At 62.2% G+C, this 23,750-nt stretch carries 16 protein-coding genes; 5 read left to right on the top strand and 11 right to left on the bottom strand.

Going from position 1 to position 23,750, the window contains the following annotated elements; genetic code table 11:
• Positions 1–6: 6 nt before the first annotated feature.
• Entirely contained in the window at positions 7–2,298 is a 2,292-nt protein-coding gene (locus IGW03_RS09980) for a putative bifunctional diguanylate cyclase/phosphodiesterase (RefSeq protein ID WP_228535307.1), read from the bottom strand.
• A gap of 110 nt (positions 2,299–2,408) precedes the next feature.
• Positions 2,409–3,002: a putative pterin-binding protein gene (locus IGW03_RS09975; RefSeq protein ID WP_194722404.1), complete on the bottom strand. Its 594-nt coding sequence runs from the start codon at positions 3,000–3,002 to the stop codon at positions 2,409–2,411.
• Between IGW03_RS09975 and IGW03_RS09970 the strand changes: the two genes are divergently transcribed.
• Both IGW03_RS09970 and IGW03_RS09965 read left to right on the top strand, forming a co-directional pair.
• Positions 2,995–3,213: a hypothetical protein gene (locus tag IGW03_RS09970; protein WP_194722403.1), complete on the top strand. Its 219-nt coding sequence runs from the start codon at positions 2,995–2,997 to the stop codon at positions 3,211–3,213. The genes IGW03_RS09975 and IGW03_RS09970 overlap by 8 nt on opposite strands.
• 13 nt (positions 3,214–3,226) lie before the next feature.
• Positions 3,227–3,766 carry a superoxide dismutase family protein gene (locus IGW03_RS09965; RefSeq protein ID WP_194722402.1) on the top strand — a complete coding sequence of 180 codons (540 nt, stop codon included), beginning with the start codon at positions 3,227–3,229 and terminating at the stop codon, positions 3,764–3,766.
• 121 nt (positions 3,767–3,887) lie between these two features.
• Here the strand turns inward: IGW03_RS09965 and lpxO are convergent, their stop codons facing one another.
• From lpxO to IGW03_RS09950, 3 genes are all read right to left on the bottom strand, one after another.
• Entirely contained in the window at positions 3,888–4,787 is a 900-nt protein-coding gene (gene lpxO / locus IGW03_RS09960) for a lipid A hydroxylase LpxO (RefSeq protein WP_194722401.1), read from the bottom strand.
• A gap of 111 nt (positions 4,788–4,898) precedes the next feature.
• Positions 4,899–5,714 (bottom strand): substrate-binding periplasmic protein, encoded by an 816-nt coding sequence (locus tag IGW03_RS09955; RefSeq protein ID WP_194722400.1) that lies wholly within the window; start codon positions 5,712–5,714, stop codon positions 4,899–4,901.
• Between the two features lie 111 nt (positions 5,715–5,825).
• Entirely contained in the window at positions 5,826–6,149 is a 324-nt protein-coding gene (locus IGW03_RS09950; protein ID WP_194722399.1) for a hypothetical protein, read from the bottom strand.
• Positions 6,150–6,182: 33 nt separating this feature from the next.
• Between IGW03_RS09950 and IGW03_RS09945 the strand changes: the two genes are divergently transcribed.
• Genes IGW03_RS09945 through IGW03_RS09935 form a run of 3 tightly spaced genes read left to right on the top strand, consistent with a single transcriptional unit; the run spans position 6,183 to position 8,010 of the window.
• Positions 6,183–6,392, top strand: a complete 210-nt coding sequence (locus IGW03_RS09945) for a hypothetical protein (protein ID WP_194722398.1) — start codon at positions 6,183–6,185, stop codon at positions 6,390–6,392.
• Between the two features lie 31 nt (positions 6,393–6,423).
• Positions 6,424–7,119, top strand: coding sequence for a class I SAM-dependent methyltransferase (locus IGW03_RS09940; RefSeq protein ID WP_194722397.1), 696 nt, complete (start codon positions 6,424–6,426; stop codon positions 7,117–7,119).
• A gap of 39 nt (positions 7,120–7,158) precedes the next feature.
• Positions 7,159–8,010, top strand: coding sequence for a DUF4198 domain-containing protein (locus tag IGW03_RS09935; RefSeq protein ID WP_194722396.1), 852 nt, complete (start codon positions 7,159–7,161; stop codon positions 8,008–8,010).
• A 75-nt stretch (positions 8,011–8,085) separates the two neighbouring features.
• Here IGW03_RS09935 and ettA read toward each other — a convergent pair whose 3' ends face one another.
• The 6 genes from ettA to IGW03_RS09905 all read right to left on the bottom strand — a co-directional run bounded on the left by ettA (position 8,086) and on the right by IGW03_RS09905 (position 23,654).
• Positions 8,086–9,753 carry an energy-dependent translational throttle protein EttA gene (ettA, locus tag IGW03_RS09930; RefSeq protein WP_194722395.1) on the bottom strand — a complete coding sequence of 556 codons (1,668 nt, stop codon included), beginning with the start codon at positions 9,751–9,753 and terminating at the stop codon, positions 8,086–8,088.
• Between the two features lie 245 nt (positions 9,754–9,998).
• Positions 9,999–10,901: an EamA family transporter RarD gene (gene rarD, locus IGW03_RS09925; protein WP_194722394.1), complete on the bottom strand. Its 903-nt coding sequence runs from the start codon at positions 10,899–10,901 to the stop codon at positions 9,999–10,001.
• Between the two features lie 315 nt (positions 10,902–11,216).
• Positions 11,217–14,798 carry an indolepyruvate ferredoxin oxidoreductase family protein gene (locus tag IGW03_RS09920; RefSeq protein WP_194722393.1) on the bottom strand — a complete coding sequence of 1,194 codons (3,582 nt, stop codon included), beginning with the start codon at positions 14,796–14,798 and terminating at the stop codon, positions 11,217–11,219.
• Between the two features lie 379 nt (positions 14,799–15,177).
• Complete coding sequence (locus IGW03_RS09915; RefSeq protein WP_194722392.1) at positions 15,178–21,864, bottom strand: hypothetical protein; 6,687 nt, start codon at positions 21,862–21,864, stop codon at positions 15,178–15,180.
• Between the two features lie 376 nt (positions 21,865–22,240).
• Entirely contained in the window at positions 22,241–23,188 is a 948-nt protein-coding gene (locus tag IGW03_RS09910; protein ID WP_194722391.1) for a LysR substrate-binding domain-containing protein, read from the bottom strand.
• A gap of 19 nt (positions 23,189–23,207) precedes the next feature.
• The gene (locus tag IGW03_RS09905) at positions 23,208–23,654 is read right to left on the bottom strand and encodes an Lrp/AsnC family transcriptional regulator (protein WP_194722390.1); all 447 of its coding nucleotides are present in this window, start codon (positions 23,652–23,654) and stop codon (positions 23,208–23,210) included.
• Between the last annotated feature and the right edge of the window lie 96 nt (positions 23,655–23,750).

Genomic DNA, 23,750 nt, shown 5'->3' with positions numbered 1-23,750 from the left:
GCTTTTTCATGGGTCCCGCAGCAGCCGTTCGAATGCTTCCGGCGGCAGCGGCGGACTCCTCAGATAGCCCTGGTACATGTCGCAGCCCAGCGCATGCAGGAATGACAGCTGCTCGGGTTTTTCCACGCCTTCGGCCAGCACCCTGAAGCCGAGCGAATGGCCCATGGCGACGATGGAAGTGGCGATCGCGCCGCGGTCGGGACCGTGCGGAATCGCATCGACGAAACCCTTGTCGATCTTCAGCACATCCAGCGGAAAGCGCTGCAGGTAGGCCAGCGAGGAATAGCCGGTGCCGAAATCGTCGATCGCCAGGCGCACGCCGGTTTCGCGCAGCCGCTGCAGCAGCTCCGCCGCATCCGGCTCCATCAGTGCGCTCTCGGTCAGCTCCAGCTCCAGCCGCGTCGACGGAAAGCCGGTATGCGCCGTGACCTCGGCCACGGTGACGCTGATGTCGCGGTGGCGGAACTGGCGCGGCGACATGTTGACCGCCAGCGTCAGCGCCGGCAGACCGGCGTCCATCCACTGCCTGCCCTGGCGGCAGGTTTCCCGCAGCACCCATTCGCCGATGGCGTCGATCAGGCCGGTGCTTTCGGCTACAGGAATGAAGCGTGCCGGCGGTATCAGGCCTTCCTCGGGATGCTGCCAGCGCACCAGCGCCTCGGCGCCGACGATGCGGCCGGCGGCAACATCGACCACCGGCTGATAGTGGACGCGCAGCTCGTTCTGTTCGATCGCGCGATGCAGCCGGGCTTCGAGCCGGATACGCTCGCGCGCCGCCTGCGTCATGCCTTGCGAGAAATAGCGGAAGCGGCCGCGTCCTTCCTGCTTGGCCTGGTACAGCGCCGCGTCGGCATGCTGCAGCAATTCCTGGGTGCTGGTACCGTGGTCCGGGAAAATGCTGATCCCGATGCTGACGCCGACGCGCACCTCGGTGCCGTCGGCCAGCGTCCAGGGCTGCTTGAGCGCGCCCAGGATGCCGTTGGCGACGATGGCGGCGTCTTCCGCATGCGCCAGCTTGGGCAGCACGATGCCGAACTCGTCGCCGCCCAGCCGCGCCACCGTATCCATGTCGCGCATTCTCGAAGCCAGGCACCTCGCGACCTGCTGCAGCAATTCGTCGCCGGCATCGTGGCTGAAGCTGTCGTTGATATCCTTGAACCGGTCCAGATCGAGCATCAGCAGCGCCATGATGCTGCTGTCCCGCTGCGCCAGCCGCATGCCGTGCTCTAGGTGCGACAGCAGCAGCACCCGGTTGGGCAGATTGGTCAGCGGATCGTGCTGCGACAGGAATTCCAGCCGCGTCTCCGATGCCTTGAGCTGCGACAGGTCGGCAATCACGCCGACGTAATTGGTGATCAGCCCGGCGCTGTCGGTCACGGCGCTGATGCCGAGCAGTTCCGGATAAACTTCGCCGCTCTTGCGGCGTTGCCAGACCTCGCCGCACCAATGGCCGTCGCGCTGCACCGCCGCCCATACCTTCTGGTAGAAGTCTTCGCCGTGGCGGTTGGAGCGCAGCATCGACGGCGACTGTCCGATCACATCCTGTTCGCTGTAGCCGGTGATGTCGGTGAACGCATGGTTGACCATCAGGATGCGGCGCTCCGCATCCAGCAGCACCACGCCTTCGCGGGTGGTCTCGAAGACTGCCGCCGACTGCCGCAGGCGCTCTTCGCTGCGCTTCTGCTCGGTCATGTCCATGTTGGCGCCGGATATCATCACCGCCTTGCCCTGGGCGTCGCGCAGCACCATCAGCCGCGACAGCACGGGAATGTAGTGGCCGTCCTGATGCCTGAGCCGGACTTCCAACGTGGCGCCGGACTCCTGGCCCGACCGCAGTTCGTCGACGCGGCGCCTGGCTGTCACGGAGTCGTCGGGGTGCAGGACGGTGCTCCACATCGCAATGTCGCCGCGGGCGACGCTGGTGCCGTAGCCGAGCAGGTCCCAGCAGCGCGGCGAGAAGTAGATTTGGCCGCTGGCAAGGTCCCATTCCCACCAGCCGTCGTTGGTTCCCCTGAGGACGCGTTCCAGCCGGTCGCGGTAGAGGTCCGATGCCCGCTTGGTGCGCACCAGCGACGCATGCCATGCGCTGAGCAGCAGAAACAGCAGGCCGCTGGTGATGCCGACGAAGATCATGCCTTTCATCGTTCCGATGCGCACCAGCTGGTCCGGATCGCGGAACAGGAAGCGGATCGCACGGTCGGAGCCGGCAATCCAGGCTGCGGCAAACAGCAGATAAAGCAATACGATGCCGCCTGGGGAGCGGAGCCGTTGCCGGAGATTGCCGCGGAGGTCTTTCATGCGTGTCGGCTGAGGCATTGAAGAAGCGCTCCACTATAACAGCTAGAGCGCTTTCGGCTTGACTAAGAAGCCGTGGCCGGCTTCGTTTTCCGCCTGCCGCAGATGCGGTTTCATTGCACTTCGATGTGGTACAGGCCCCAGGGGCAAGTCGCGAAGCGCTCGCTGAGCGGCTTGGCCGCCATGTCCTTGAAGCGGTCTGCGTCATACACCGCCCACAGCGGCCCGAGTCCGCCGAGCGGCATCGGCCTGCGGTCAAGGTGGGTGGCGACGATGAAGCGGTACTTCTGCAGATCCGAAGCCGGGACGGCGACTGCGTAGCCGTCGAGTGCGCGCAGGACCAGCTTGGTCTTGTCGCCCACCATGCCGCCGGCGGCCTTGACCACATCGAGCAGCAGGGGGCCGCGCAGGGCATGGACCTGCCTGTCGTATTCCAGCGTCGGCCGTATCAGGTGCGAGGGCAGCGCGGTCAGCGCGCGGAAGTCGAAGGCATAGGCGCGTTCGAATTTGACGCCCTGCTTCTTCATCAGCTGGTCGAGCGCGGGATCGAGGCCGCTGCGGTTGCCTCTCTGGATGGCGCCGGTCACGGTGAGCAGGGCCGGTCCGCGGGAGACGTTGCGCGCCGGCCGGCCGGCCGCCGCCGCTGTTGCCGCAGGCAGCGCGAGGCCGCCGGCAATGGCGGCCGCCAGGAAATCACGTTTGTTCAAGCATTCCTCCCTGCGTCGATTCATGAAGCGCAAGATTCTACGCCCGTGCGCATCTCTGAGCCAGATCAAACCGGGGCTTGCCGGCTTGAGAAAATGCCGGAATGCATGCGATTATCCCGGGGGCGCGGGATATGCCAATCTGAGTCCGTTCCTTGGGATCGTTATCTCCCGCATCATTCAAGCCTTTAATAAAAACGAAGCAAAGCAATAGAAGGAGGTTCACCATGCGACTCGTCGCCAGCCTGCTGCTCGGCAGCATCGCCCTTGCCGGATGCGCCGGCATGTCCGGTCAGGGCGCCGGCAATCCCAAGCCGATTGCGGTATCCCAGCTCAATCCCACCCAGGGCAACAAGACCGGCGGCGCGGTCAGCTTCGTGCAGAACGGCGACCGCATCCTGGTCGATGCCCGCGTCGACGGTCTCACTCCCGGCCTGCATGGCTTCCATGTGCACGAGAAGGGCGACTGCAGTTCGCCCGACGGCATGAGCGCCGGCGGACATTTCAATCCCGGCAGCAAACCGCACGGCGGCCCCGACCACTCCGACCGCCATGCCGGCGATTTCGGCAACCTCGAAGCCGACGCCAACGGCAACGCGGTGCTCAAGCTGAGCATTCCGGCGAGCCAGGTCAGCCTGTCCAGGGATGCGTCCAACAGCATCGTCGGCAAGGCCCTGATCGTGCATGCCGATCCCGACGACTACAAGACCCAGCCTACCGGCAATGCGGGCAAGCGCCTGGCATGCGGCATCATCGCGCTTCAGTAGCGCCTATGCAAAAACACGCATGTCCCGGGAAGGGCATGCGTGTTCGAAGCGAGTGTCTTGATGCTTGCGCGAATGCGCGGGAAGAAGGGCAGGCGCCGTACGAATGCGGCGCGTTGAGGCATCAGAGGTAAATGATCAGGGCCAGCGCGGCAATGATCAATGCGCCCTTGGTCACGTGGTACACATTGCGGTTCCATGCCTTGAAGCGGCGGCGGTACTGTCCCATCAGCCAGGAGATGCGGAACACCTTGTTGACGCCGCCGAGCTGGTCGCCAGTCTCGTTGGGCGAGCTGGCCGCGGTCATCATCGTGCGGCCGAGGAAGCGGTTGATGGCCTGCGCCCAGCGGTAGCGCATCGGGCGCTCGATATCGCAGAACAGGATGATGCGGTCGCTCTCGCTTTCATTCCTCGCCCAGTGAATATAGGTCTCGTCGAAGATCACGCCCTGGCCGTCACGCCAGCTGTAGCGCTGGCCGTCGACTTCGATGAAGCAGCGGTCGTCGTTGGGCGTCGCCAGGCCGAGGTGATAGCGCATCGAGCCGGCGAAGGGGTCGCGGTGGCGGTTGAGCTGGCCGCCCGGCGGCAGCTCGGCGAACATCGCTGCCTTCACCGAGGGAATATTGCGCAGCAGGGCCACGGTCTGCGGGCAGAAGCGCTCGGCCGACGGATGGCTGGCGTCATACCATTTCAGATAGAAGCGCTTCCAGCCGGCCTTGAAGAAGGAATTGAAGCCGGCATCGTCATTCTTTTCCGCCGCCTTGATCTTTTGCAGCGTCAGCAGGTTCAGCGCCTCGGCGCGGATCACTTCCCAGTTCTTCTGCAGCGGCTCCAGCTCCTTGAAGGTGTCGACCGGCAGGTAGGGCGTGGACGGCACCCGCGAAAACGCATGCATGAACAGGTTGATCGGCGCCATGAACGACGAATGGTCGAACATCTGGCGGAAGAAGGGCAGCCGTACCCGGCCACGGAAATGAATGTGGAGGATAGACAGCAGGTAAAGGGTAACAATGGTCCATTTCATGGAGCAGCCTCGAGTAAAAATGGCGCAAGACGCGGTCTGGTGTGCCGCGGCGCCCTGATGGACGGTATTGTGCTATAGCGGCGGAAAGTGTGCAGGATCAGGGGGTTAACACTACGCCGGTTCCTGGTATTTCTTCAAGATCGCGCCGTAGACGCCGCTGCGGCGGATCGCCTGCAATCCCGCGTTGAAGGCATCCCGCACCGCCGCATCCCGGAACACCGCCATGCGCGGACTGGGCGGAAAGAGCGGATAAATGGTGATCGCCTGCCTGATATCGATCGGCGTTTCCATGTGGCGGGTTAAATGGCGAAATACCAGGCGGTCGCCGACCACCACGTCGACCCGTCCGGTGTAGAGCAGCTTGTTCTGAGTCAGTTGCTGCGGATACTCCCTGTAGTCCGGATGGCTGTCGGCGACGGCGCGGAATTCCTCGCCGAGCAGCATGCTGGCATTCTGGAAAGCCGCGAGCGACAGTCCGCGCAGGTCGTTGACGCCGCGGATGCGCAAATTCCGGCTGCTGAGCGCAATGGCCACATTCTGGTAATGCAGATAAGGTTCGGAGAAGTATTGCCTGCCGCCGATTCCTTCGGTGACGGTCAGCATGCCGTCCAGGTGACCGGCGCGCAGCAGCGCCAGCGCCCGCGACGGCGGCAGATGCTGCGCCGCCATCCTGTATCCGCCGGCTTCCAGTGCCTTTTCCGCAATTTCGTATTCCATTCCGCCGGCATCCGGGCCAAGGAAATACGGAGGCTTGAACAGTCCCACGCCGATCTGCAGCGTGGGCAAGGGTTCCGCGGCGAACGCCCGCGTCGGCAGGTACAGCACCGTTGCCGCATAGGCAGTACAAGCTGCCAGAACGGCAAGCCGGCGTCGCGGCGGCAGGGACGGCGCGGCAGTGGCAGGGAATAAGCGGCGGCGCCGTATCATGTGGTTGATCTCTTGATGAACAAGGCATGGTGCCCTGAGTTGCCTTGAAAGCCTTGCGTTGCATTGCAGCAAAGCCGGGAGCCTGGATTATAAGCCTTGCCGGTACGGCCGTTACCTACCGCTGTCCTGCCCCGCAGGTTCCGGGCTTGCGGCCTGCGGCAAGAAGCGACCTGTGCGGCCCCGGATGCCATAAGCCAGCACGACGCACTGGGCGGCAGCGTTCATGGCAGTGACACCGGCGAACAGCCTGCTCTTTTCCACGAACACGGCGTACAGCAGCGTAATCAGGGTCACTGCGATCCAGCCGCTCCAGGAGACGACCGAAATCGAACGGCGGGCTTGCGGGTCCCGGTGATAACGCAGCAGCTGGGGCAGATAGCAGCCCAACGCCGCCACACCGGAAATACCGTACAACATGCTTAATACCTGTTCCATTTTTCCGCTGCGACCTGTTGCCTATATTGCTTGTTGGAAATTACGCTCGGCAGTAGACTCCTGCCCGCGATGTTCGTTCCCTACCGGCAAGCATTTGTGGCGAAAAAGGTTGATGCGCGCACGCGGCTGGCTTCAGGCTTGTGTTTGCACAACGGCAGCACGGCCAAGGCATTGAATAATGCTCTGGCAGGAAGCGGCATGGATGGCCGGCAAGGTGCGGCAAGACTTGCCCGCCATGCATGACAACAAAACAGGATCCCGCACGGGAGAAAGAATGAAGCAGGCAATCAACGCGCAATATCATCTGACGCCGGGCGGCGCCTTCGTCGACAAGATACTGGCATCGCAGCGCCGCAAGCTGTTCGACGCCTTCCTGCAATTCAAGCAGGGCAACGCCAACGACACCACGCTCAACGTCGGCATGATGCCCGGCCCGATCTTCGAAAAGCCGGATCTTCTTGAAGCCTGGTGCGACCAGAAGGAGCGTTCGCGCATCCTGTCCTACCAGATCGAGCCGCCGTCGGCCGCCGCTTCCTCGCCGTCGTCCGCGCCGTCATCCGAATTGCAGCTGCCGTTTTCCGACGGCGCCTTCGACTGGGTTTTCTGCAACGAGGTCATCGAACACGTCGGCGGCGGCGAGCGCCAGTTCGCGCTGGTCAGGGAACTCTACCGTGTCGCGCGCAAGGGCGTGTTCGTTTCCACTTCCAACCGCAAGCATCCGATCGAATTCAACACCGGCCTGCCGCTGCTGCATCTGCTGCCGCAAGGCGTCTGGCAGCGGATGCTGCGCGCAGGAGGCAAGCGGCACTGGACTGCGCCCGGCGTGCTCAACCTGATCGACGCCCCGGCGCTCTACAACTTTGCCGAAAGGCTGCCCGGTTCGCCGCAGCATGACGTGGGCCACAAGCGCGTTTTCGGCGCCAAGGCGCATTTCTTCCTGATGGTGAACAAGCCGGCCAAAACCGCCTGAGCGCGGCGGGCGAAGGCCGCACCCTCCCGGCGCCCGCCCATGTCGACCGAATCCGCAATGCCGTACCGCCTCGCTTTCATCGCCGCCTCGCTTGCCGCGTCCCTGTCGTTTCCCCGGGCAGCCGCCGCGGACGAAGGCTGGTTGATGGCCAAGCCGTTCTCGCCCGCAGTCGGCGCGCCGACCTCGCTCAGCCTCCATGTCGGCGAGTACTTCACCGGAGAAGTTCTGCCGGTCGACGCCTCGCGCACGGCAGCCATTCTCCTGTACTCGAGGGCGGCGCCAACCGACCTCGGCGCCCAGCTGCCAGCCGATCAATCGCTGCCGGAACTGAAGCTGTCGCTGCCCGCTGCCGGCACTTACATGCTGGCCTACGACAGCAATCCAGACCAGGCCACCCTGTCGGCGGACAAATTTCATGCCTACCTGCATGAGGAAGGCCTCGATGCGGTCATTCGCCAGCGCGAAGCCGACGGCAACGCCGACCAGGCGGGACGCGAACGCTACCGCCGGCATCTCAAGACGCTGCTGCGCGTGGGCGGCAAGTCGGACGGCACCTATTCCGTCCTGACCGGACAGCGGCTGGAAATCGTGCCGGCTTCCGATCCGCTGGCGCGCAGCGCCGGCGACAAGCTGACCTTTACCCTGTTTTTCGACAGCAAGCCGCTGGCCGGCGCGCTGGTGAAGGCCTGGCACAGGCAGGAGGAACAGGTGCTGACGATACGCGCCCGCACCGGCACCGACGGCAAGGTCGGATTCAACCTGCCTTATGCCGGCGTCTGGATGATCAGCGCCGCGCATATGCTGCCGGCCAGCGACGCGCCGGATGTCGACTGGGACAGTTTCCAGGGAAGCCTGACGTTCGATCTGGCCGGGAAGCGCTTCGGGCGTTGAAAATTGTTATCCCGCGAAGAAAAAACGCCTCGAGACCGAGGCGTTTTTGGTTGTTGACGAGGCCGCAGCTCGGGACTAGCGGGTCACCGGCTTGTAGCGCACGCGCTTGGGCTTGGCGCCTTCCTCGCCGAGGCGCTTCTTCTTGTCGGCTTCGTATTCCTGGTAGTTGCCGTCGAAGAACACGACCTGGGAATCGCCTTCGAACGCCAGGATGTGCGTTGCGATGCGGTCCAGGAACCAGCGGTCGTGCGAGATCACCATCACGCTGCCGGCGAACTCGAGCAGCGCATCTTCCAGCGCGCGCAGGGTTTCCACGTCGAGGTCGTTCGACGGTTCATCGAGCAGCAGCACGTTGCCGCCCATGAGCAGCGTCTTGGCCAGGTGCAGGCGGCCGCGTTCGCCGCCGGACAGGTTGCCGACGATCTTCTGCTGGTCGCTGCCCTTGAAGTTGAAGCGGCCGAGATAGGCGCGCGACGGCATTTCGAAGCGGCCCACGGTCAGGATGTCGGCGCCGTTGGACACGTCTTCCCACACCGATTTCTTGTTGCCCAGGTCTTCGCGCGACTGGTCCACCAGCGACAGCTTGACTGTCGGTCCGATCACCACTTCGCCGCTGTCGGGCTGTTCCTTGCCGGCGATCATCTTGAACAGCGTCGATTTACCGGCGCCGTTGGGGCCGATGATGCCGACGATCGCGCCGGCCGGAATCCTGAAGCTGAGGTTGTCGATCAGCAGGCGGTCGCCGAAGGCCTTGGAGACGTTCTTGAACTCGATCACTTCATTGCCCAGGCGCTCGGCCACCGGAATGAAGATTTCCTGGGTCTCGTTGCGCTTCTGGTATTCGTGTTCGGACAGTTCATTGAAGCGGGCCAGACGCGCCTTGCTCTTGGCCTGGCGGCCCTTCGGATTCTGGCGCACCCATTCCAGTTCCTTCTGGATGGTTTTCTGGCGCGCCGATTCGGTCGCTTCTTCCTGCTTCAGGCGGTTTTCCTTTTGTTCCAGCCAGGAGCTGTAGTTGCCCTTCCAGGGAATGCCGTGGCCGCGGTCGAGTTCCAGGATCCATTCGGCGGCGTTGTCGAGGAAGTAGCGGTCGTGGGTGATGCCGACCACGGTGCCGGGGAAGCGCTGCAGGAACTGCTCCAGCCAGTCGACCGATTCCGCGTCGAGGTGGTTGGTCGGCTCGTCGAGCAGCAGCATGTCGGGCTTGGACAGCAGCAGCTTGCACAGCGCCACGCGGCGCTTCTCGCCGCCGGACAGCACGCCGACCTTCGCATCCCAGGCCGGCAGGCGCAGCGCGTCGGCCGCGATTTCCAGCTGCTGGTCGAGGTTGCCGCCGCCCGAAGTCGCGATGATCGCTTCCAGCCGCGCCTGCTCGGCGGCGAGCGCATCGAAATCGGCATCCGGCTCGGCATAGGCGGCATACACCGCATCGAGCTTGGACTGCGCCTCGGCGACCTCGCCCAGGCCGGACTCCACCGCCTGGCGCACCGTCTGTTCCGGATCGAGCTGCGGCTCCTGCGGCAGGTAGCCGATATTCAGGCCCGGCATCGGCACGGCGTCGCCGATGATGTCCTTGTCGATGCCGGCCATGATCTTGAGCAGCGTCGACTTGCCCGAGCCGTTCAGGCCGAGCACGCCGATCTTGGCGCCCGGAAAGAAGGACAGGGAAATGTCTTTGAGAATCTGGCGCTTGGGCGGGACGATCTTGCCCACCCGGTTCATGGTGTAGACGTATTGAGCCATAGAGGTAGTCGGTAGCTGGTCTGCAAAAAAGGGGAGAGGTGCAAGGATAACCGATGCGCGCGGCTGTTGGAGGCGAGCGCGCCATCGGCCGGCGCTTTCACCATCGATTCAGATGCTCACGGTCATCAGTGGCGGCTGCCCCGGCCTGCGGTTCCGGAGAATTCGTTCCCTGAAAGGAAAAGCAGGCGGCCGGCACGGCAAAACGGCGCGATGGAACACTTGAAAGATCGGCAAGCAGGAAAGGATCAAGCCCTGCTCGCACCGGCCCCGCCGGCTGCCTTCCTGCTCCACGCCTGCCACAAGCCTTCCAGCGAGTACACCGCCAGCGCGCCCCAGATCAGCGCGAAGCCTGCCAGCCGGGCGCCGCCGAAGGGTTCGTGGTACAGCCAGACGCCCAGCAGCAGCTGTATCGTCGGACCGATGTACTGCAGCAGCCCGAGCAGCGACAGCGGAATGCGGCGCGCGCCCGAGGCGAACAGCAGCAGCGGCACGGCAGTGATCGGGCCCGCGGCAGCCAGCAGCAGCTGCGTCGAGGTCGATGCGCTGGCAAAGCTGTTGTGCCCCTGCAGCGCGAGGAACACAAGATAGCCGAAGGCCACCGGAAACAGCACCAGGGTTTCCAGCGCCAGGCCTTCCAGCGCGCCGAGCGATGCGGTCTTGCGCAGCAGGCCGTAGAGGCCGAAGGTGGCCGCCAGCATCAGCGCGATCCAGGGCAGATGGCCTGCCTGCCAGGTCAGCCAGGCAACGCCGCAGGCGGCCAGCGCCACCGCGCACCACTGCACCCGGCGCAGCCGCTCGTGCAGCAGCAGCGAGCCGAGCAGCACGTTGAACAGGGGATTGATGAAGTAGCCGAGGCTGGCTTCAACCACGTTGCCGTTGTTGACGGCCCAGATATAGATGAACCAGTTCCCGGCCAGCAGCAGCGCGCTGGCGGTGAAGCCGAGCACCACCTTCGGCTTGCGCAGCACCTCGCCCAGCCAGGCCCATTGCCGCTTCCAGCCGAGCACCAGCGCGACGAACGCCAGCGACCACACCATCCGGTGCAGCAGGATTTCCAGCGGCGGCACTTCCTGCAGCGACTTGAAGTAAAGCGGGAACACGCCCCACAGCGCATAGGCCGAGGCCGCGTATAACATTCCAGTATTCATGCGGATTTGATCATTAGGCAGGTGAACTTCCAGTGCCTGGATTATCCCAGCAATGCAGGGAGTCCGTCGGCAGCGGTCGAGAATGCCGCAAGAATGGACAAGCACCCCGTGATTGACGCATGCACGGGATGCCGTGTTGCCGCAAGTAACATCCTGTATCGGGATCGACGCTTGGGTAAAAGCCTGTAACGGCTTGCCGGAAAGGCATGGCCTGACCCTAGACTGGTCTCCGGTCGGGACGTGCGGTCCCTCCTCTTCGTCCCGACCGGCCCGCCAATCGATCCCTCCCTGACTGGCGGGTTGCTTCGCTCATTTTCATGCAGCGTGCGGAATTCCTTCCCGCATCGCTGCATATTTTTTGAGCAGTGCTTGCCTGTCCTCGCGGTACTTCGCAACGGCTGCTTCCTTCACATGGCCGAAGCCCCTGACCTTTTCCGGCAGCGAAGCGATCTCCACCGCCAGCGGCAGCCGCGCGACATCCAGTCCTTCGACCAGCGACAGGATCATGTCGCGGTATTCCACGATCAATTGCCGCTCCATCCTGCGCTCGGCGGTATGGCCGAACACATCCAGCTTCGTTCCGCGCAGCTTCTTCAGCCTGGCAAGGAGCTTGAAACCCTGCCATACCCAGGAACCGTACTCGGCCTTCAGCAGATGGCCCTTCGCATCCTTCTTCGCCAGCAGCGGCGGGGCGAGGTTGAACTTGAGCGTGAAGTCGCCTTCGAACTGCTGCCTGAGCTTGTCGACGAAGCGGCCGTCGGTGTACAGACGCGCCACTTCGTATTCGTCCTTGTAGGCCAGCAGCTTGAAGTAGGACCTGGCCACGGCACGCGCCAGCTTGTCGCCCTGGCCAAGCTGTGCCTCGGCCTGGCGCACGCGTTCCACCAGTTCTTCATAGCGCGCCGCATAGGCTGCATCCTGATACTCGGCGAGGAAGGCGGCATGGCGCTTCATCAGCGTGTTCAGGCTTTCCGGCATCTGCAGCGTCACGGTCTTGGCCGGCACGGCGATGCGTTCCACGCGCGCCAGATCGACGGCGGCGCGGCGGCCCCAGAGGAAGGCCTTCTTGTTGGCGTCGACGGCCACGCCGTTGAGCTCGATCGCGCGCAGGAGCGCCGCTTCCGATACCGGCAGCGCCCCTTTCTGGTAGGCGAAGCCGAGCATGAACAGGTTGGTCGCGATCGAGTCGCCCATCAAGGCGGTTGCCAGGCGCGTCGCATCGATGTAATCGGCGCGGTCGGCCACCGATTCATTGATCAGCGCGCGCACTTCCTCGAACGGGAACTGCCAGTCGGGCTGCTTGGCGAAATGCCCGGTCGGCTGCTGGTGGATGTTGAGCACCGCGCGGGTGCGGCCGGCGCGCATCTTGGCGATCGCATCCTGTGCGCCGGCGGTCAGCATGTCGCAGCCCAGCACCAGGTCGGCCTCGCCGGTGGCGATGCGCTGCGCGCGTATCGTGCCCGGCACGCGCGCGATGCGGATATGCGAAGTCACCGAGCCGTTCTTCTGCGACATGCCGGTCATGTCCAGCACCGACACGCCCTTGCCTTCGAGGTGAGCGGCCATGCCGATCAGGGCGCCGATGGTGATCACGCCGGTGCCGCCGATGCCGTTCAGCAGGATGTTGTAGACCGAGTCGCAGGAAGGCAATACCGGTTCCGGCAGCGGGCCGAAATCGTCCTGTTCGGTGTTGGCCTGGGCGCCAGTCTTCGACTTCCTCAGCTTGCCGCCCTCGACCGTCACGAAGCTCGGGCAGAAGCCCTTGACGCAGGAATAGTCCTTGTTGCACGACGACTGGTCGATCACGCGCTTGCGGCCGAGTTCGGTTTCCAGCGGCAGGATGGACGTGCAGTTCGACTGCACGCCGCAGTCGCCGCAGCCTTCGCAGACCGCATCGTTGATGAAGAGGCGCTTGTCCGGATCGGGGAATTCACCCTTCTTGCGGCGGCGCCGCTTCTCGGCCGCACAGGTCTGGTCGTAGATCAGCACCGACACGCCTTCGATTTCGCGCAATTCGCGCTGCACCGCATCCATGTCCTTGCGGTCGTGCAGCGTGACCTGCGCCGGCAGCGAAGAACGGTCGGCATAGCGCGACAGGTCCTCGGTAACCAGCGCGATGCGCTTGACGCCTTCGGCCGCCATCTGCTGCGCGATCAGCGGCACCGACACCGTGCCGTCCACCGGCTGGCCGCCGGTCATTGCCACCGCATCGTTGTACAGGATCTTGTAGGTCATGTTGACCTTGGCCGCCACGGCGGCGCGAATCGCCAGGTAACCCGAATGGAAATAGGTGCCGTCGCCCAGGTTCTGGAACACATGCGGCACCTTGGAAAATGCCGCCTGGCCGATCCAGGGCGCGCCTTCGCCGCCCATGTGGGTGGTCAGCTTGTTGAATTCCGGGTAGATGGCCGTGGCCATTACATGGCAGCCGATGCCGGCCAGCGCGAAGCTGCCTTCGGGCACCTTGGTCGAGGTATTGTGCGGACAGCCGGAGCAGTAATAAGCGGGCCGCGGCGGCGTGTTCACCGCCTTGGTCAGCACCTTGTCCTTGGCTTCGAGGAAGGCCAGTCTTGCCTTGATCAGGTCGTTGGTCTGCGCCGGCAATTGCAGGCGGGCGATGCGCTGCGAAATCACGCGCGCGATCTGCGCCACCGAAAAGTCGGCCTTGGAGGTGAGCAGCCACTCGCCGCGCGGATGCACCCATTCGCCCTTTTCGTCGAACTTGCCGATCACGCGCGGGCGTACGTCGTCGCGCCAGTTGTAGAGCTGTTCCTTCAACTGGTATTCGACGATCTGGCGCTTTTCCTCCACCACCAGGATCTCGTCGAGCCCCTGCGCGAACTCGCGCACGCCGTCCGGCTCCAGCGGCCAGGGCATGGCCACCTTGAACAGGCGGATGCCGATCTCGGCTGCCAGGCGCTCGTCGATGCCGAGTTCTTCCATCGCTTCCAGCACGTCGAGATAGGACTTGCCGGAGGCGATGATGCCCAGGCGCGCCTGCGGGCTGTCGATGGTGGTGTGGTTGAGCTTGTTGGCGCGCGCATAGGCGAGCGCCGCATAGATCTTGTAATCCTGCATCAGCGCTTCCTGCTTGCGCGCCTGCACGCCCAGCGTGTCGGTCGACAGCCGCGTGTTCAGGCCGCCCTCCGGCATCACGAAGTCGTCGGGGTAGGCGATCTGCAGGCGGAACGGGTCGGCATCGACCGATGCCGTCGATTCCACGGTATCGGCCAATGCCTTGAAGCCGACCGCGCAGCCGGAATACCTCGACATCGCCCAGGCATGGAGACCAAGGTCGAGGTATTCCTGCACGTTGCAGGGATACAGCATCGGGATCATGCAGGCGGAAAAGATATGGTCGGACTGGTGCGGCAGGGTGGAAGAATAGGCGCCGTGGTCGTCGCCCGCCACCAGCAGCACGCCGCCGTGCTTCGCCGTGCCGGCATGGTTCATGTGCTTGAACACGTCGCCGCAGCGGTCCACGCCCGGACCCTTGCCGTACCACATGGCGAACACGCCGTCGTACCTGGCCGGGCCGATCAGGTCGACCGTCTGCGTGCCCCAGACGGCGGTCGCCGCCAGGTCTTCATTGACGCCGGGCACGAACTTGATATGGTTTTCCTCGAGCAGCTTCTGGGTTTTCCAGAGCGTCTCGTCGAGGCCGCCCAGCGGCGAGCCGCGATAGCCGGAAATGAAGCCGGCGGTATGGAGCCCGGCAGCCAGGTCGCGCTGGCGCTGCATCATCGGCAGGCGCACCAGCGCCTGTATGCCGGACAGAAAGATCTTTCCCGAAGTGGAAGTGTATTTGTCGTCGAGCTTGACGGGGGCGAGGGCAGGCGTGCCAGCGTTCTTGGCATCAGCTTGCCCAGCAGTGGCCACTGCTGTGTCGGCTTGCATTGACTTGTCTCCAAAAGGTTATTTCAGATAGCGCCTGGCAAGGAGGTTCGACGGGTAAGTCGAAGTCGTTGCCAGACTGCTGCACCGCGGTAGCGGATGGCATTCACCGGTGAGTAAGTACCATGGAGGGAAGTGTAGGCGGATTGCCGAGTCACGGCAAATAGGGAATGGGGATGGGGGTATAAGGGAAAATGATACCCCTGTCGGCCACACCACTACACGATAATGCCAGTCCATGGAACATGAATGTCGATGGACATGGTGCATCCATCGACTTGGCTCAAGCATCAGATTCAAGCTATTTGCCTTGGCCCTGTCGGCGAACGCAATGATCGGCAGCGCATTGGAATCACTGCCGGTGAACCCTGACAGGTCGGCATCAGCCGAACGTTGTCAAAGGCGGGCTAGAACTTCCTGCCGTGCGTGTTGAGTCCGTTTGTCGCATTCGCCTTTTAGCAACACTGCCGGCGGTGCGTGCGGACCCGGTGCTTTGGGTGCGAACTTGCTGCTCTACGTCCGGGTAAGTGTCACCGGCATCGTCATGCACCAGCTGTTCGGTGGTGACCATAACTCCCTTGCCTTTCTTCCCAGGCACCGCCCTCGTCTCGGAAGTTTGAGCAGGATTTGCATCATCCGCCGTTGCCTGCCCGCGTGCCGCTGCCATGTGCGCCTCTGCCTGTGTCCGGCTGGTTTGTGCCGCCAGATGAAGCACACCCAGCATCTCGTATGTCCATTTATCCGATAGATTGCCTGCAACCATGGCAGCCCAGCTGTTTTCCAGGCCATTTCCCCGGCCCCGCGCAAACTGCTGCCTGATGAAATTGACGGTCTCGTCCGTATAGCTGAACTCCACATTGCTGACCTTGCCCGCCGGATTGCGGACGGGAGTATGGGCCCGGTCGTATGTCTGGTCGCCGATCCTGGCGGTCAGCAGGCGTGGCGTGTCCGAGGACAAATTCTCGTGGTCGCGCACCATTGCGATGGCATCCTTGCGCGACATGGTATCGGCGACGACGTCATGCACAATCAGGTAGCGGATCCTGAGATCGTCGAACTGGTTTTTCGTATCGGGCCTGAACCTGCGTCCCAGTTCGGTCGCGTATGCCGTCAGCTTGTCATGAAGATCGCTGCATGCCTTGTACCGTCCTTGAACGTGATTGAGTTCGTTTGCCAGCGAGCCGGCGTAGACATTCAGTTGCTCCAGCAGCGCCTCTGCCTGTGCATCGGAAGCATTTCCATTCATCCCGCTGGCTTTTGCAAACTCGCTCAATCCGCTGGTGACTTTTTCCAGTTCGCCGGACAGCTCATCGACATAGGTCTGCAGCCAGTTCAGTTCGTGCAGATTGCTGTGATACATGAATATGAACTGCTCGTCCTTGGTCTCTTCCGCATGACGGGCAATCACCTTGGCCAGTTCCTTACGATGAATATCGGGCGCCAGCCAGCGCAGCTTGCGTGTTGTCTTGAACGTCTGGCGGAACTGACGTCCTTCCGCCAGGTCGCTCGCCTGAAGCGCTCGGTCGCTGATCTTGTTGATGAGTTCGCTGGCCATTGCGGTCTTTGCGCCCAGGTGATGGAGCGCCCTGTTGCGGCGAAAATTCGTAGTGAGAGAGTTGCCTTTCAGCAGGGTGGTGTTTTCCGCCGCCAGCGTTGTGACGCCGCGCCATTCCCGCCGCGGCGGCAGATAGGCTCCCGCCGCGCCGCTGAAGATCATTGCACTGCCCACGCCGATCAGAACGGGACCGACCGGCGCTGCGGGCGTAGCCAGCAATCCAGCCCCCACGGCCGCCATTGCCCCGCCGGCTGCGAGTGTGGACTTCGCCCCAATATCCCACATCAAGGCTTGACGGCGATTCTGCAGTGCCGTATTGAGCCTGCGCCGGATTCCGCTATCGACGCCCAGCCCAGACCCGGTGATGTCAGGAGTGACCTTGCTATCCTTCAGAAGCTCATGCAGGCTTCGCGCCGCGCCCGCCGCGCCGAATCCCGCCAGCAGGGCGCCGCCGACAGGGCCGCTGGCGATTGTGGCGACGCCGGCCAGTCCCAACGCGGTGGTCGTGAGTCCCGCGGCAGCCGCCAGCGACAGCAGCGGGTTGTTCGCCATGTTGAAGGCGTGGGCATGCGACGCCTGGCGGAGAATGTTGAGTTTGTTTTCGACGGCATCCATGCGCGCGGCAACGGTATCGACAAGATTTTCGATTCTTTTCCGGTCGAGTGGCGACTGGCGCGCTGCTTCCTGTGTCGCTTCCCGAGCAGCTTCCGATCCGGTTTCCCCGAGCTCCGTCTTGATGGCATCGATCGATTCCTGCAAACTTCTTTGCAGTTGTTCCAGCTCCGTTTTCTTTGTCTCATAAGCCGGAATGGTCTTGTCGATGCGCTGTTTTCCATACATTGCGTTCTTGGTGCCTTCCACGCCGGCGAGGAAGAGCGTGGTGCTGAACAGGGTGGCGTCGGCGGCGGTCAGCGCTGTGAACGCCTGGCTGGCGGCTTCCGATACATTTCCTGCAGCTTCGTTGATGGCATTCAATGTCGAATTGAGCGGGCCGCTCGTGCCGACCGTGGCGGTCACTCCCGTCCCCAGCTGCCAGCCTCTGGCATGAAGTGCGCGGAAACGCAGCTGCGGTCCATCGGCGACCTGGTCTTTTGGCGTGCTGCCGTAGGCTTGGATCATGTCATTGAGGGATCTCACCTGCGCGGCGACGGACTCGATGACGGCGAGCCGGTGCTCGATGTCGACGTGCGCCGCTGTTTCGTTGAGCATCTCCCGATCGTTCAGCAACCGGTTGAATTGCGCGGCCCTTTCTTCCTGCGTGTTGCCGAGATGATCAAGCAAGCCCGTGCCGGCCAGGACAGTGGCGGCATGATTTTTCCATGCTTGGACGTCCTCGATCGGCTTGCCGTCGAATACAGCCTTGATCAGCTCCCGTGCATCGAGTGTCTCGGTCAGTGCACCCAGCAGTTGCTCATCCGCCTTCGGAATCGCGACAAGCTTTGTCGATGGTCCTGCATTTCTCGGCAATCCAGGTGCCCGCGGCTGAACGGCTTCGGATGCGTCCGAGTTTAAAGTCTCCCAGGCGGCAAGTACATCATTGATAAACTTCAAGTCATCCGTGGACAAGGAATTCTCGTTGGCACGACGTCTTTCCAGCTCTGCTGCCAGCGCCTCCTTTTCGGCACGATGTTTTTGAAGCTCTGCTGCCAGCGCCTCCTTGTCGGCGCGTGTCTGTCCTGTCTCGCTCCGACTGAAGTTCTGCCCAGCGAAAAGCTCGTAAGCCAACTGTCCCAGCGTCGCCTGTGCGAGTGGTGCTTGCGAATCCCGACGGAAGCGGTGATAGAGGGCGTCGTTACGTGTCTGCAGCGTTTGCAGCCGCGGCGCCTCAATGACCTCCGAGGGGTGCAAGGCGGTGGTTTCGATCGTTCGAAGACGGGTTCGCGCCGCGTCGAGAAATTCAGTCATCGTGCGGTTCAGGTTTTCGGCATCCATGGCCGAAGCCATATCGCGCAAGGACTTCAACGCCGCCTGGCAAGCGTCCGGGGCCCCCAGGCTGATATTGAAGCTGTCCGGATTGAGAACATTTACAAGCTCTGAAAGCTGGGCAATCCGCGCCTGAATTGCCGCGTCGGTAAGGTACTCCAAAGAGCGATTTTCATTGTCAAACGTTCCGATGCCGTGAATGCCGTTCAAGTGGGATTGCAGTCTCGCGCGCAATTCAGCACTAAACAAGGAATTGAAATGTTTCCCCCGTAAACCAGCAACGTCCAGCGGAGTGTCTTCGGTGTGAGAGCTGTCGGCGACCGGCTGTTGCAATGCCTGCTCCAGGGCCGTCCGATAAGTCAGGATGGCGTCATTCAGAGCCGATACCCCTGCTGGAAGCCTGTCAAGCATCGAGGCAAGCTCTGTTCCTATCTTCGTAGCGAGAGATTGGTCTTGGGGAAGGGCCAGGTTGCGCAATGCAGTGAGGCTGTCTGGATAAGCGCCGACAAGGCGGTTCATGTCAAAACCGTCCAGATAAGCAAGCGTGGCTTCATTTCCCCGGGGTTCTTGCGATCTGACCGCATCGCCCGCCGTCTTGATTTCCGCGACCGTCCTGCGAAGATTGCGCAGGTGCATGCCGGTCAGGACGCCCTCGGCATTCCCTTGCCTTTGCCCCCTGTATTCGGGACTGATTTCCGTGGAAAGTCTTCCGACGGTGTACGGATTGGCTGCAACCCGATTGCCATTGGCATCGACGCCGCCTTCTTTCTGGAGCATATCCGAATGCGGCTGATGCGAAATGACGCTGTGTCCATGTCCCAGCACATTCAGCGCCGTTTCGTTGATATAGCTTTCTCGCGGCTGGCTGGGGTTTGCGGCAATCGGATGCGGCGAAGGATTGTTCAAGCTCACGCCAAGAAGATGCCGCCTGCCGCCCGGAATATCGTTGGGCTTGACGGCGCTTCCCGTCATCTCCACAGCCCCGGCCGGGCGGTCCCATGGCGTATTGATGCCGTTCTGCGAATGGACGCAATTGATCCTTGTGTACATCGGATCCTGCAGGATGGCGACGTCAAGGTTCTGCTCTTCCACGCTCTGCACCCGCTTTTCATAGGTGCAAAGAACATGTTCGTTTTCATCGAGCCTGGCCTTGTCCTTATCGGTCGGCACCGACAGCGGAACCCGGACCCAGCGTTCAATACCGGTGATCCCGAACTGGATGACCGGCTGCCTGTCGCGCTGAAGGGCGACAGGCAGCGCCGCCGGATTGCCGCTGCCGTCAAAGAAGGCGGGAGGGGCAGTATCGGTATAGCGAGGAAAGACCCGGCTGCCGTTGCTGTCATGCCAGATGGGCTGCAACTTGCCCTTCTCGTCCGGCTCCATTCTGTACACTTCCGTCGAGCCTTCCTGCGGGACGATGCTGATCTTCTCCAGCAGTCGTACCGGCTCTCCTTGTTCGTCGAGAACCGGGCGTCCTTCGTCGTCTTTCAGGCCGTATCCTTCCGGCAGCTCATGCTTGAGTTCGATACGCTGCCATGTCGCCAGCTCCTTGGCTTCAGGGAATTTGCCGTCTTCAAGCTCGACCGTGGTTCCATTTGCGTCGATGCCGGATGCGAGTTTGAGGTTGCCGGAGGCAATCACCGGGCGGCCTTCATGATGGAAGGTGAACGGGCGCACTTCCATCACCGTTACGGGCTTGCCGCTCTCATCAAGGACCGGCTGACCGGTAAGCGGGTCGATGTCGGGTGTCCTGCTCAACAGCGGCAACGATAGCGGAGCGGCTTCGCGCGGTGCCCAGACGGCCCGCTGCTGCGCATCGGTGCCTTGATCGTCATCGCGGCTTCGGGCAACGGAAAAATTGCGTTGTTGAGCAATCGGTGTGTGCGGCGTGGCGCCCCGCAGGCGGTCCGGACCGTCATCGGCCTGGTCGATCGGCTTTTCGAAAATCGCCGCGCTTAGCGTGTTGGGCTCAATGGCCGCGTTGGACTGTTTTTCCTCGACCGTAAAGGGATCATTGGCGTGTCTGGAATCGGGCAGATACGTCTTGCCGAGCATGTCCGGAATGTTTCCGATATGCACCCCGCCGACGTTGTAAAGCAGATCCTGATGGCCGCCGCATGAGGCGATGATGGCCAGCTTGCCTTCTCCGGCAAGCTCATGCATGAGTCCCATCATGACACCGCGATCATTGACCGCCAGGTTTTCGCCGTAATGATCGTAGTTGTAGGAAAAGCCGGTCATCTGCACGCTGGTGATGTTTCTTCCGCCGATGTCGGCAATCAGTGCCTCCTTCAGCGGGCGGTACACGGACTTGCGCACCTCTGCCATCAGCGCCTGCTGTGCCTTGTACTCGCCATAGAGCTCCGCGAACCCGGATTTGCCCAATTCCGTATGGTCATTGAAAAGGCGGCCCAGATCCGTTTTGTTCATGTACTGATCCAGCACCGGACGCGCATCGGCCGGATCCTCGGGCAGGGGAATCGGCGTGGACTCTCCTTCTTCTGAAATGCGCAGCAGCTGCATCTCAAAACGGCGGGACCCTTCGGGTGCGGTGAATCTCAGTTCATAGCCCACAGGCTGAAATTCATGTTGTCCGTATGGCTGGCGCAGGCGAAAGGCGAAACCGTCTCCCTCCCTGCCCTTTTCCAGGAACAGCGAGCCGCCATTGATCACCAAGGTGGCCGCGTCTGCCTTCAGGCTGCGCGCGACGGCTGTCTGGTGCACACGTTCCTGCATGACCGCTTCGGCAATCTCGTATGTACTTCGGTTGGCCGGAAGGCCATTGTCAGGCGCGCCCCAGGGAATTTTCCGTAGCAAGGCGTTGCGGTATTCGGCAAGCACCTCCTGCTTGGCCGCGTCCGTGGCGGCATGTCGAAAATTGGCCTCAAAGCGCCTGGCTTCGTTTTTCTCCAGCGACACCTTGAAATATTTTTGGAAAAACACCTTCAATGACGACGGCGTGTCGCCACGCGGCGCTACATGCCTTCCGTCTGCAACAAACAAGTATTGCAGCTTCTCGACATCGCTCGTCAATTTGTCCTGCACGTAATCGATCACCCTTTTATCGATTGCCAAGCCTTTCTCAAAGCGTTCGCGATTCTTGCGTTCCAGATACGTCATGCTTTTCAATGTGGCGTCCGGATCGGCATGCTGCAGGTTGTAGGTACTGGTCGCGACGTTTTTCAGCGCCTCTCGGGCGCCAAACGGCAGGGAAGAGAGCTTCGAGGGAAATTTCATTCCCTGAGCCTTCAATTCCGTCTTCAATGTTCGCACCCCGGCGCGGTAGGACACGTCATAGTCGATCTCGGACATGTCGATGCCTGGACGCGGCGCTGCCGGATCGCTGGCGACGACCGGGGTGCTTCCTTTGAGTTGCCGCATGAATGCCTGATGCCGATGCATTGACTGCTGGGCCGCCTCTCTGGCCTCATTCACTACACGTCCGGTTTGGGTCGCATAGACGTTCCGCTCGGGGTCGCCTTTTTTGTCCAGAAAGGTATAGGCCGCATTGCCGACGCGGCCTTCAGGTTGCGTGGAAGGTACTGCGGGTGCTACGGAGGGAGCCGTGGACCTGAACAATGGAAGTCTCATGGATGGTTTTCCTGATGAAGATATATCTCGAAGGCAGGCCGGACTTGACATGCATATCGCGGCTCCTATGTGTCTTGTGGTTTGAAGATTTCAAAAAATCAGTGTTCGAAACCGCATCGAAAGCAGCGTTGCTTGTCTGCCGAACCTGACATGAGCAATCAAAGTCGTAGGCCATTTCCAACTTTGTAGGGTATGTGTGTTGCCTCGAACGCACATGTTCCATCGCATTTTTTTATGCGAGGTATCAGGATCGCGTGTGCTAATTCGGGGATTTTGCGGAAGGAGGAGGGAGATACGCACCCTGACGGTGCATTTTGGCCAGTTAATGGCGTTGCGGGGGGAACAGGAGAGCTTGTCTTCCTGTGCAGATTCGGTATCAGCCTTGCCTGGATGTTGCCGTGGACTTCGCCCCCAGCCAGCGCCCGCTCGTGCACAAGTCATGTGCAACATTGATCACCAGCCGCTGCACCGCATTCCCCGCATTGGTCAGCGGAATATTCCTGGAAGAGCAGAGCGTCACCGAGCGGGAGATGACCGCGCCGGTGATCGGGTAGGCCGTCATCTGCCCATGTTCGATCTCCGACAGCAGCGGGGCAACGGGCAGGATGGTCGCGCCCAAGTCGGCCAGCAGCGCCGATTTCAAGATGGCCACCGAGTTGATGTCGATGACGTTGTTGATCGACAGGCCTTCGGCGCGCACGATGTTTTCGATGCGCGGACGCACGCCGTGCTGCAGGCCGGGCAGGATCAGCGGCAGCTCCACCGCACTGGCCAGCGGAATGGATTTCTTCTTCGGTGCGAACCGCGACCCGGTGCGGGTAACGAACATCATCTCTTCCTCTACCAGCGGCGTGCCGGCGAAGGCGCCCAGCTGGCCGTCGTCGAACAGCACGGCCAGGTTGATGCGGCCGGACTTCAGCTGCTCGATCAGGGTGCCGGACAATTCCTCGGTCAGCTGCAGGGTGATGTCGGGATAGGCTTCGCGCACCGCGGTCAGGAGGGGCAGGGCGAGGGCGCTGGAGACGCTTTGCGGAATGCCGAGGGCGACCGTGCCGGTGGGTTTGTCGGAAGACTGGGCCACGGCCGACCTGGCATCTTCCACCTGCTTGAGGATGGCTTGCGCATGCTCGTAGAAGGTCTTGCCGGCATCGGTGGAGATCACGCCCTGGGCGGAGCGGTGCAGCAGCTGCGCGCCGAGCTCCTCCTCCAGCTGCTGCACCTGCTGCGTCAGCGCCGGCTGCGCGATATGCAGCACGCGCGCCGCGCGAGACAGCGAGCCGTGGTCGACGATGGCGACAAAGTAGCGGAGTTGGCGCAGTTCCATATGCGAATGATAGCCCGACTTACCGCGCCGGCTTGATGGCCTTGCGTTCGATGGATGACGACAGGATGAGCGAGGTGGATGTCACGCCGCAGCGGGTCAGCTCGACGATGACCTTTTCCAGCTCGCTCACCGAGGAAACCACGACTTTCACGATGCTGCAGTCGTCGCCGGTGATCGAATGGCATTCGATGATCTGCGGCACCTGGGCGGCGACCACTTCCACCGGCGTTTCATGGCTGCGCTTGGAAACCCGGATGAAGGCGGTGATGCCGTAGCCCAGCGCGGCGGGGTTGACCTTTGCGTGGTATCCGGAGATCACACCGGAAGCTTCCATGCGGCGCACCCGCTCGGCGACCGCCGGCTGGCTCATGTGGATGCGCCGCCCGATTTCTGCCAGCGTGGTGCGCGCGTCCGCCTGCAGGATGTCCAGAATCCTGGCATCCATGGTGTCGAAGTCAATGTTCATGGAAAACCCGCTTCATTTCGATGAGATTCAAGGTGCAAGGCCGTCATTGCCTTGCATTATCCATTCATTCTGCGCTTTTTGGTAACTACACTAGAT

The organism is Noviherbaspirillum malthae (genome assembly GCF_015352985.1).
In the GTDB taxonomy this organism is placed as follows: domain Bacteria; phylum Pseudomonadota; class Gammaproteobacteria; order Burkholderiales; family Burkholderiaceae_D; genus Noviherbaspirillum; species Noviherbaspirillum malthae.
The sequence above is the reverse complement of the archived record's forward strand: the minus strand, read 5'-3'. Positions and strand labels throughout refer to the sequence as shown.

Coding starts and splice junctions, on each gene's coding strand:
- IGW03_RS09920 (WP_194722393.1), bottom strand. CDS start 14,798: ATGCAAGCCGACACAGCAGTGGCCACTGCTGGGCAAGCTGATGCCAAG.
- IGW03_RS09965 (WP_194722402.1), top strand. CDS start 3,227: ATGCGACTCGTCGCCAGCCTGCTGCTCGGCAGCATCGCCCTTGCCGGA.
- IGW03_RS09905 (WP_194722390.1), bottom strand. CDS start 23,654: ATGAACATTGACTTCGACACCATGGATGCCAGGATTCTGGACATCCTG.
- lpxO (WP_194722401.1), bottom strand. CDS start 4,787: ATGAAATGGACCATTGTTACCCTTTACCTGCTGTCTATCCTCCACATT.
- IGW03_RS09935 (WP_194722396.1), top strand. CDS start 7,159: ATGTCGACCGAATCCGCAATGCCGTACCGCCTCGCTTTCATCGCCGCC.
- IGW03_RS09915 (WP_194722392.1), bottom strand. CDS start 21,864: ATGAGACTTCCATTGTTCAGGTCCACGGCTCCCTCCGTAGCACCCGCA.
- rarD (WP_194722394.1), bottom strand. CDS start 10,901: ATGAATACTGGAATGTTATACGCGGCCTCGGCCTATGCGCTGTGGGGC.
- IGW03_RS09910 (WP_194722391.1), bottom strand. CDS start 23,188: ATGGAACTGCGCCAACTCCGCTACTTTGTCGCCATCGTCGACCACGGC.
- IGW03_RS09980 (WP_228535307.1), bottom strand. CDS start 2,298: ATGAAAGACCTCCGCGGCAATCTCCGGCAACGGCTCCGCTCCCCAGGC.
- IGW03_RS09940 (WP_194722397.1), top strand. CDS start 6,424: ATGAAGCAGGCAATCAACGCGCAATATCATCTGACGCCGGGCGGCGCC.
- ettA (WP_194722395.1), bottom strand. CDS start 9,753: ATGGCTCAATACGTCTACACCATGAACCGGGTGGGCAAGATCGTCCCG.
- IGW03_RS09955 (WP_194722400.1), bottom strand. CDS start 5,714: ATGATACGGCGCCGCCGCTTATTCCCTGCCACTGCCGCGCCGTCCCTG.
- IGW03_RS09950 (WP_194722399.1), bottom strand. CDS start 6,149: ATGGAACAGGTATTAAGCATGTTGTACGGTATTTCCGGTGTGGCGGCG.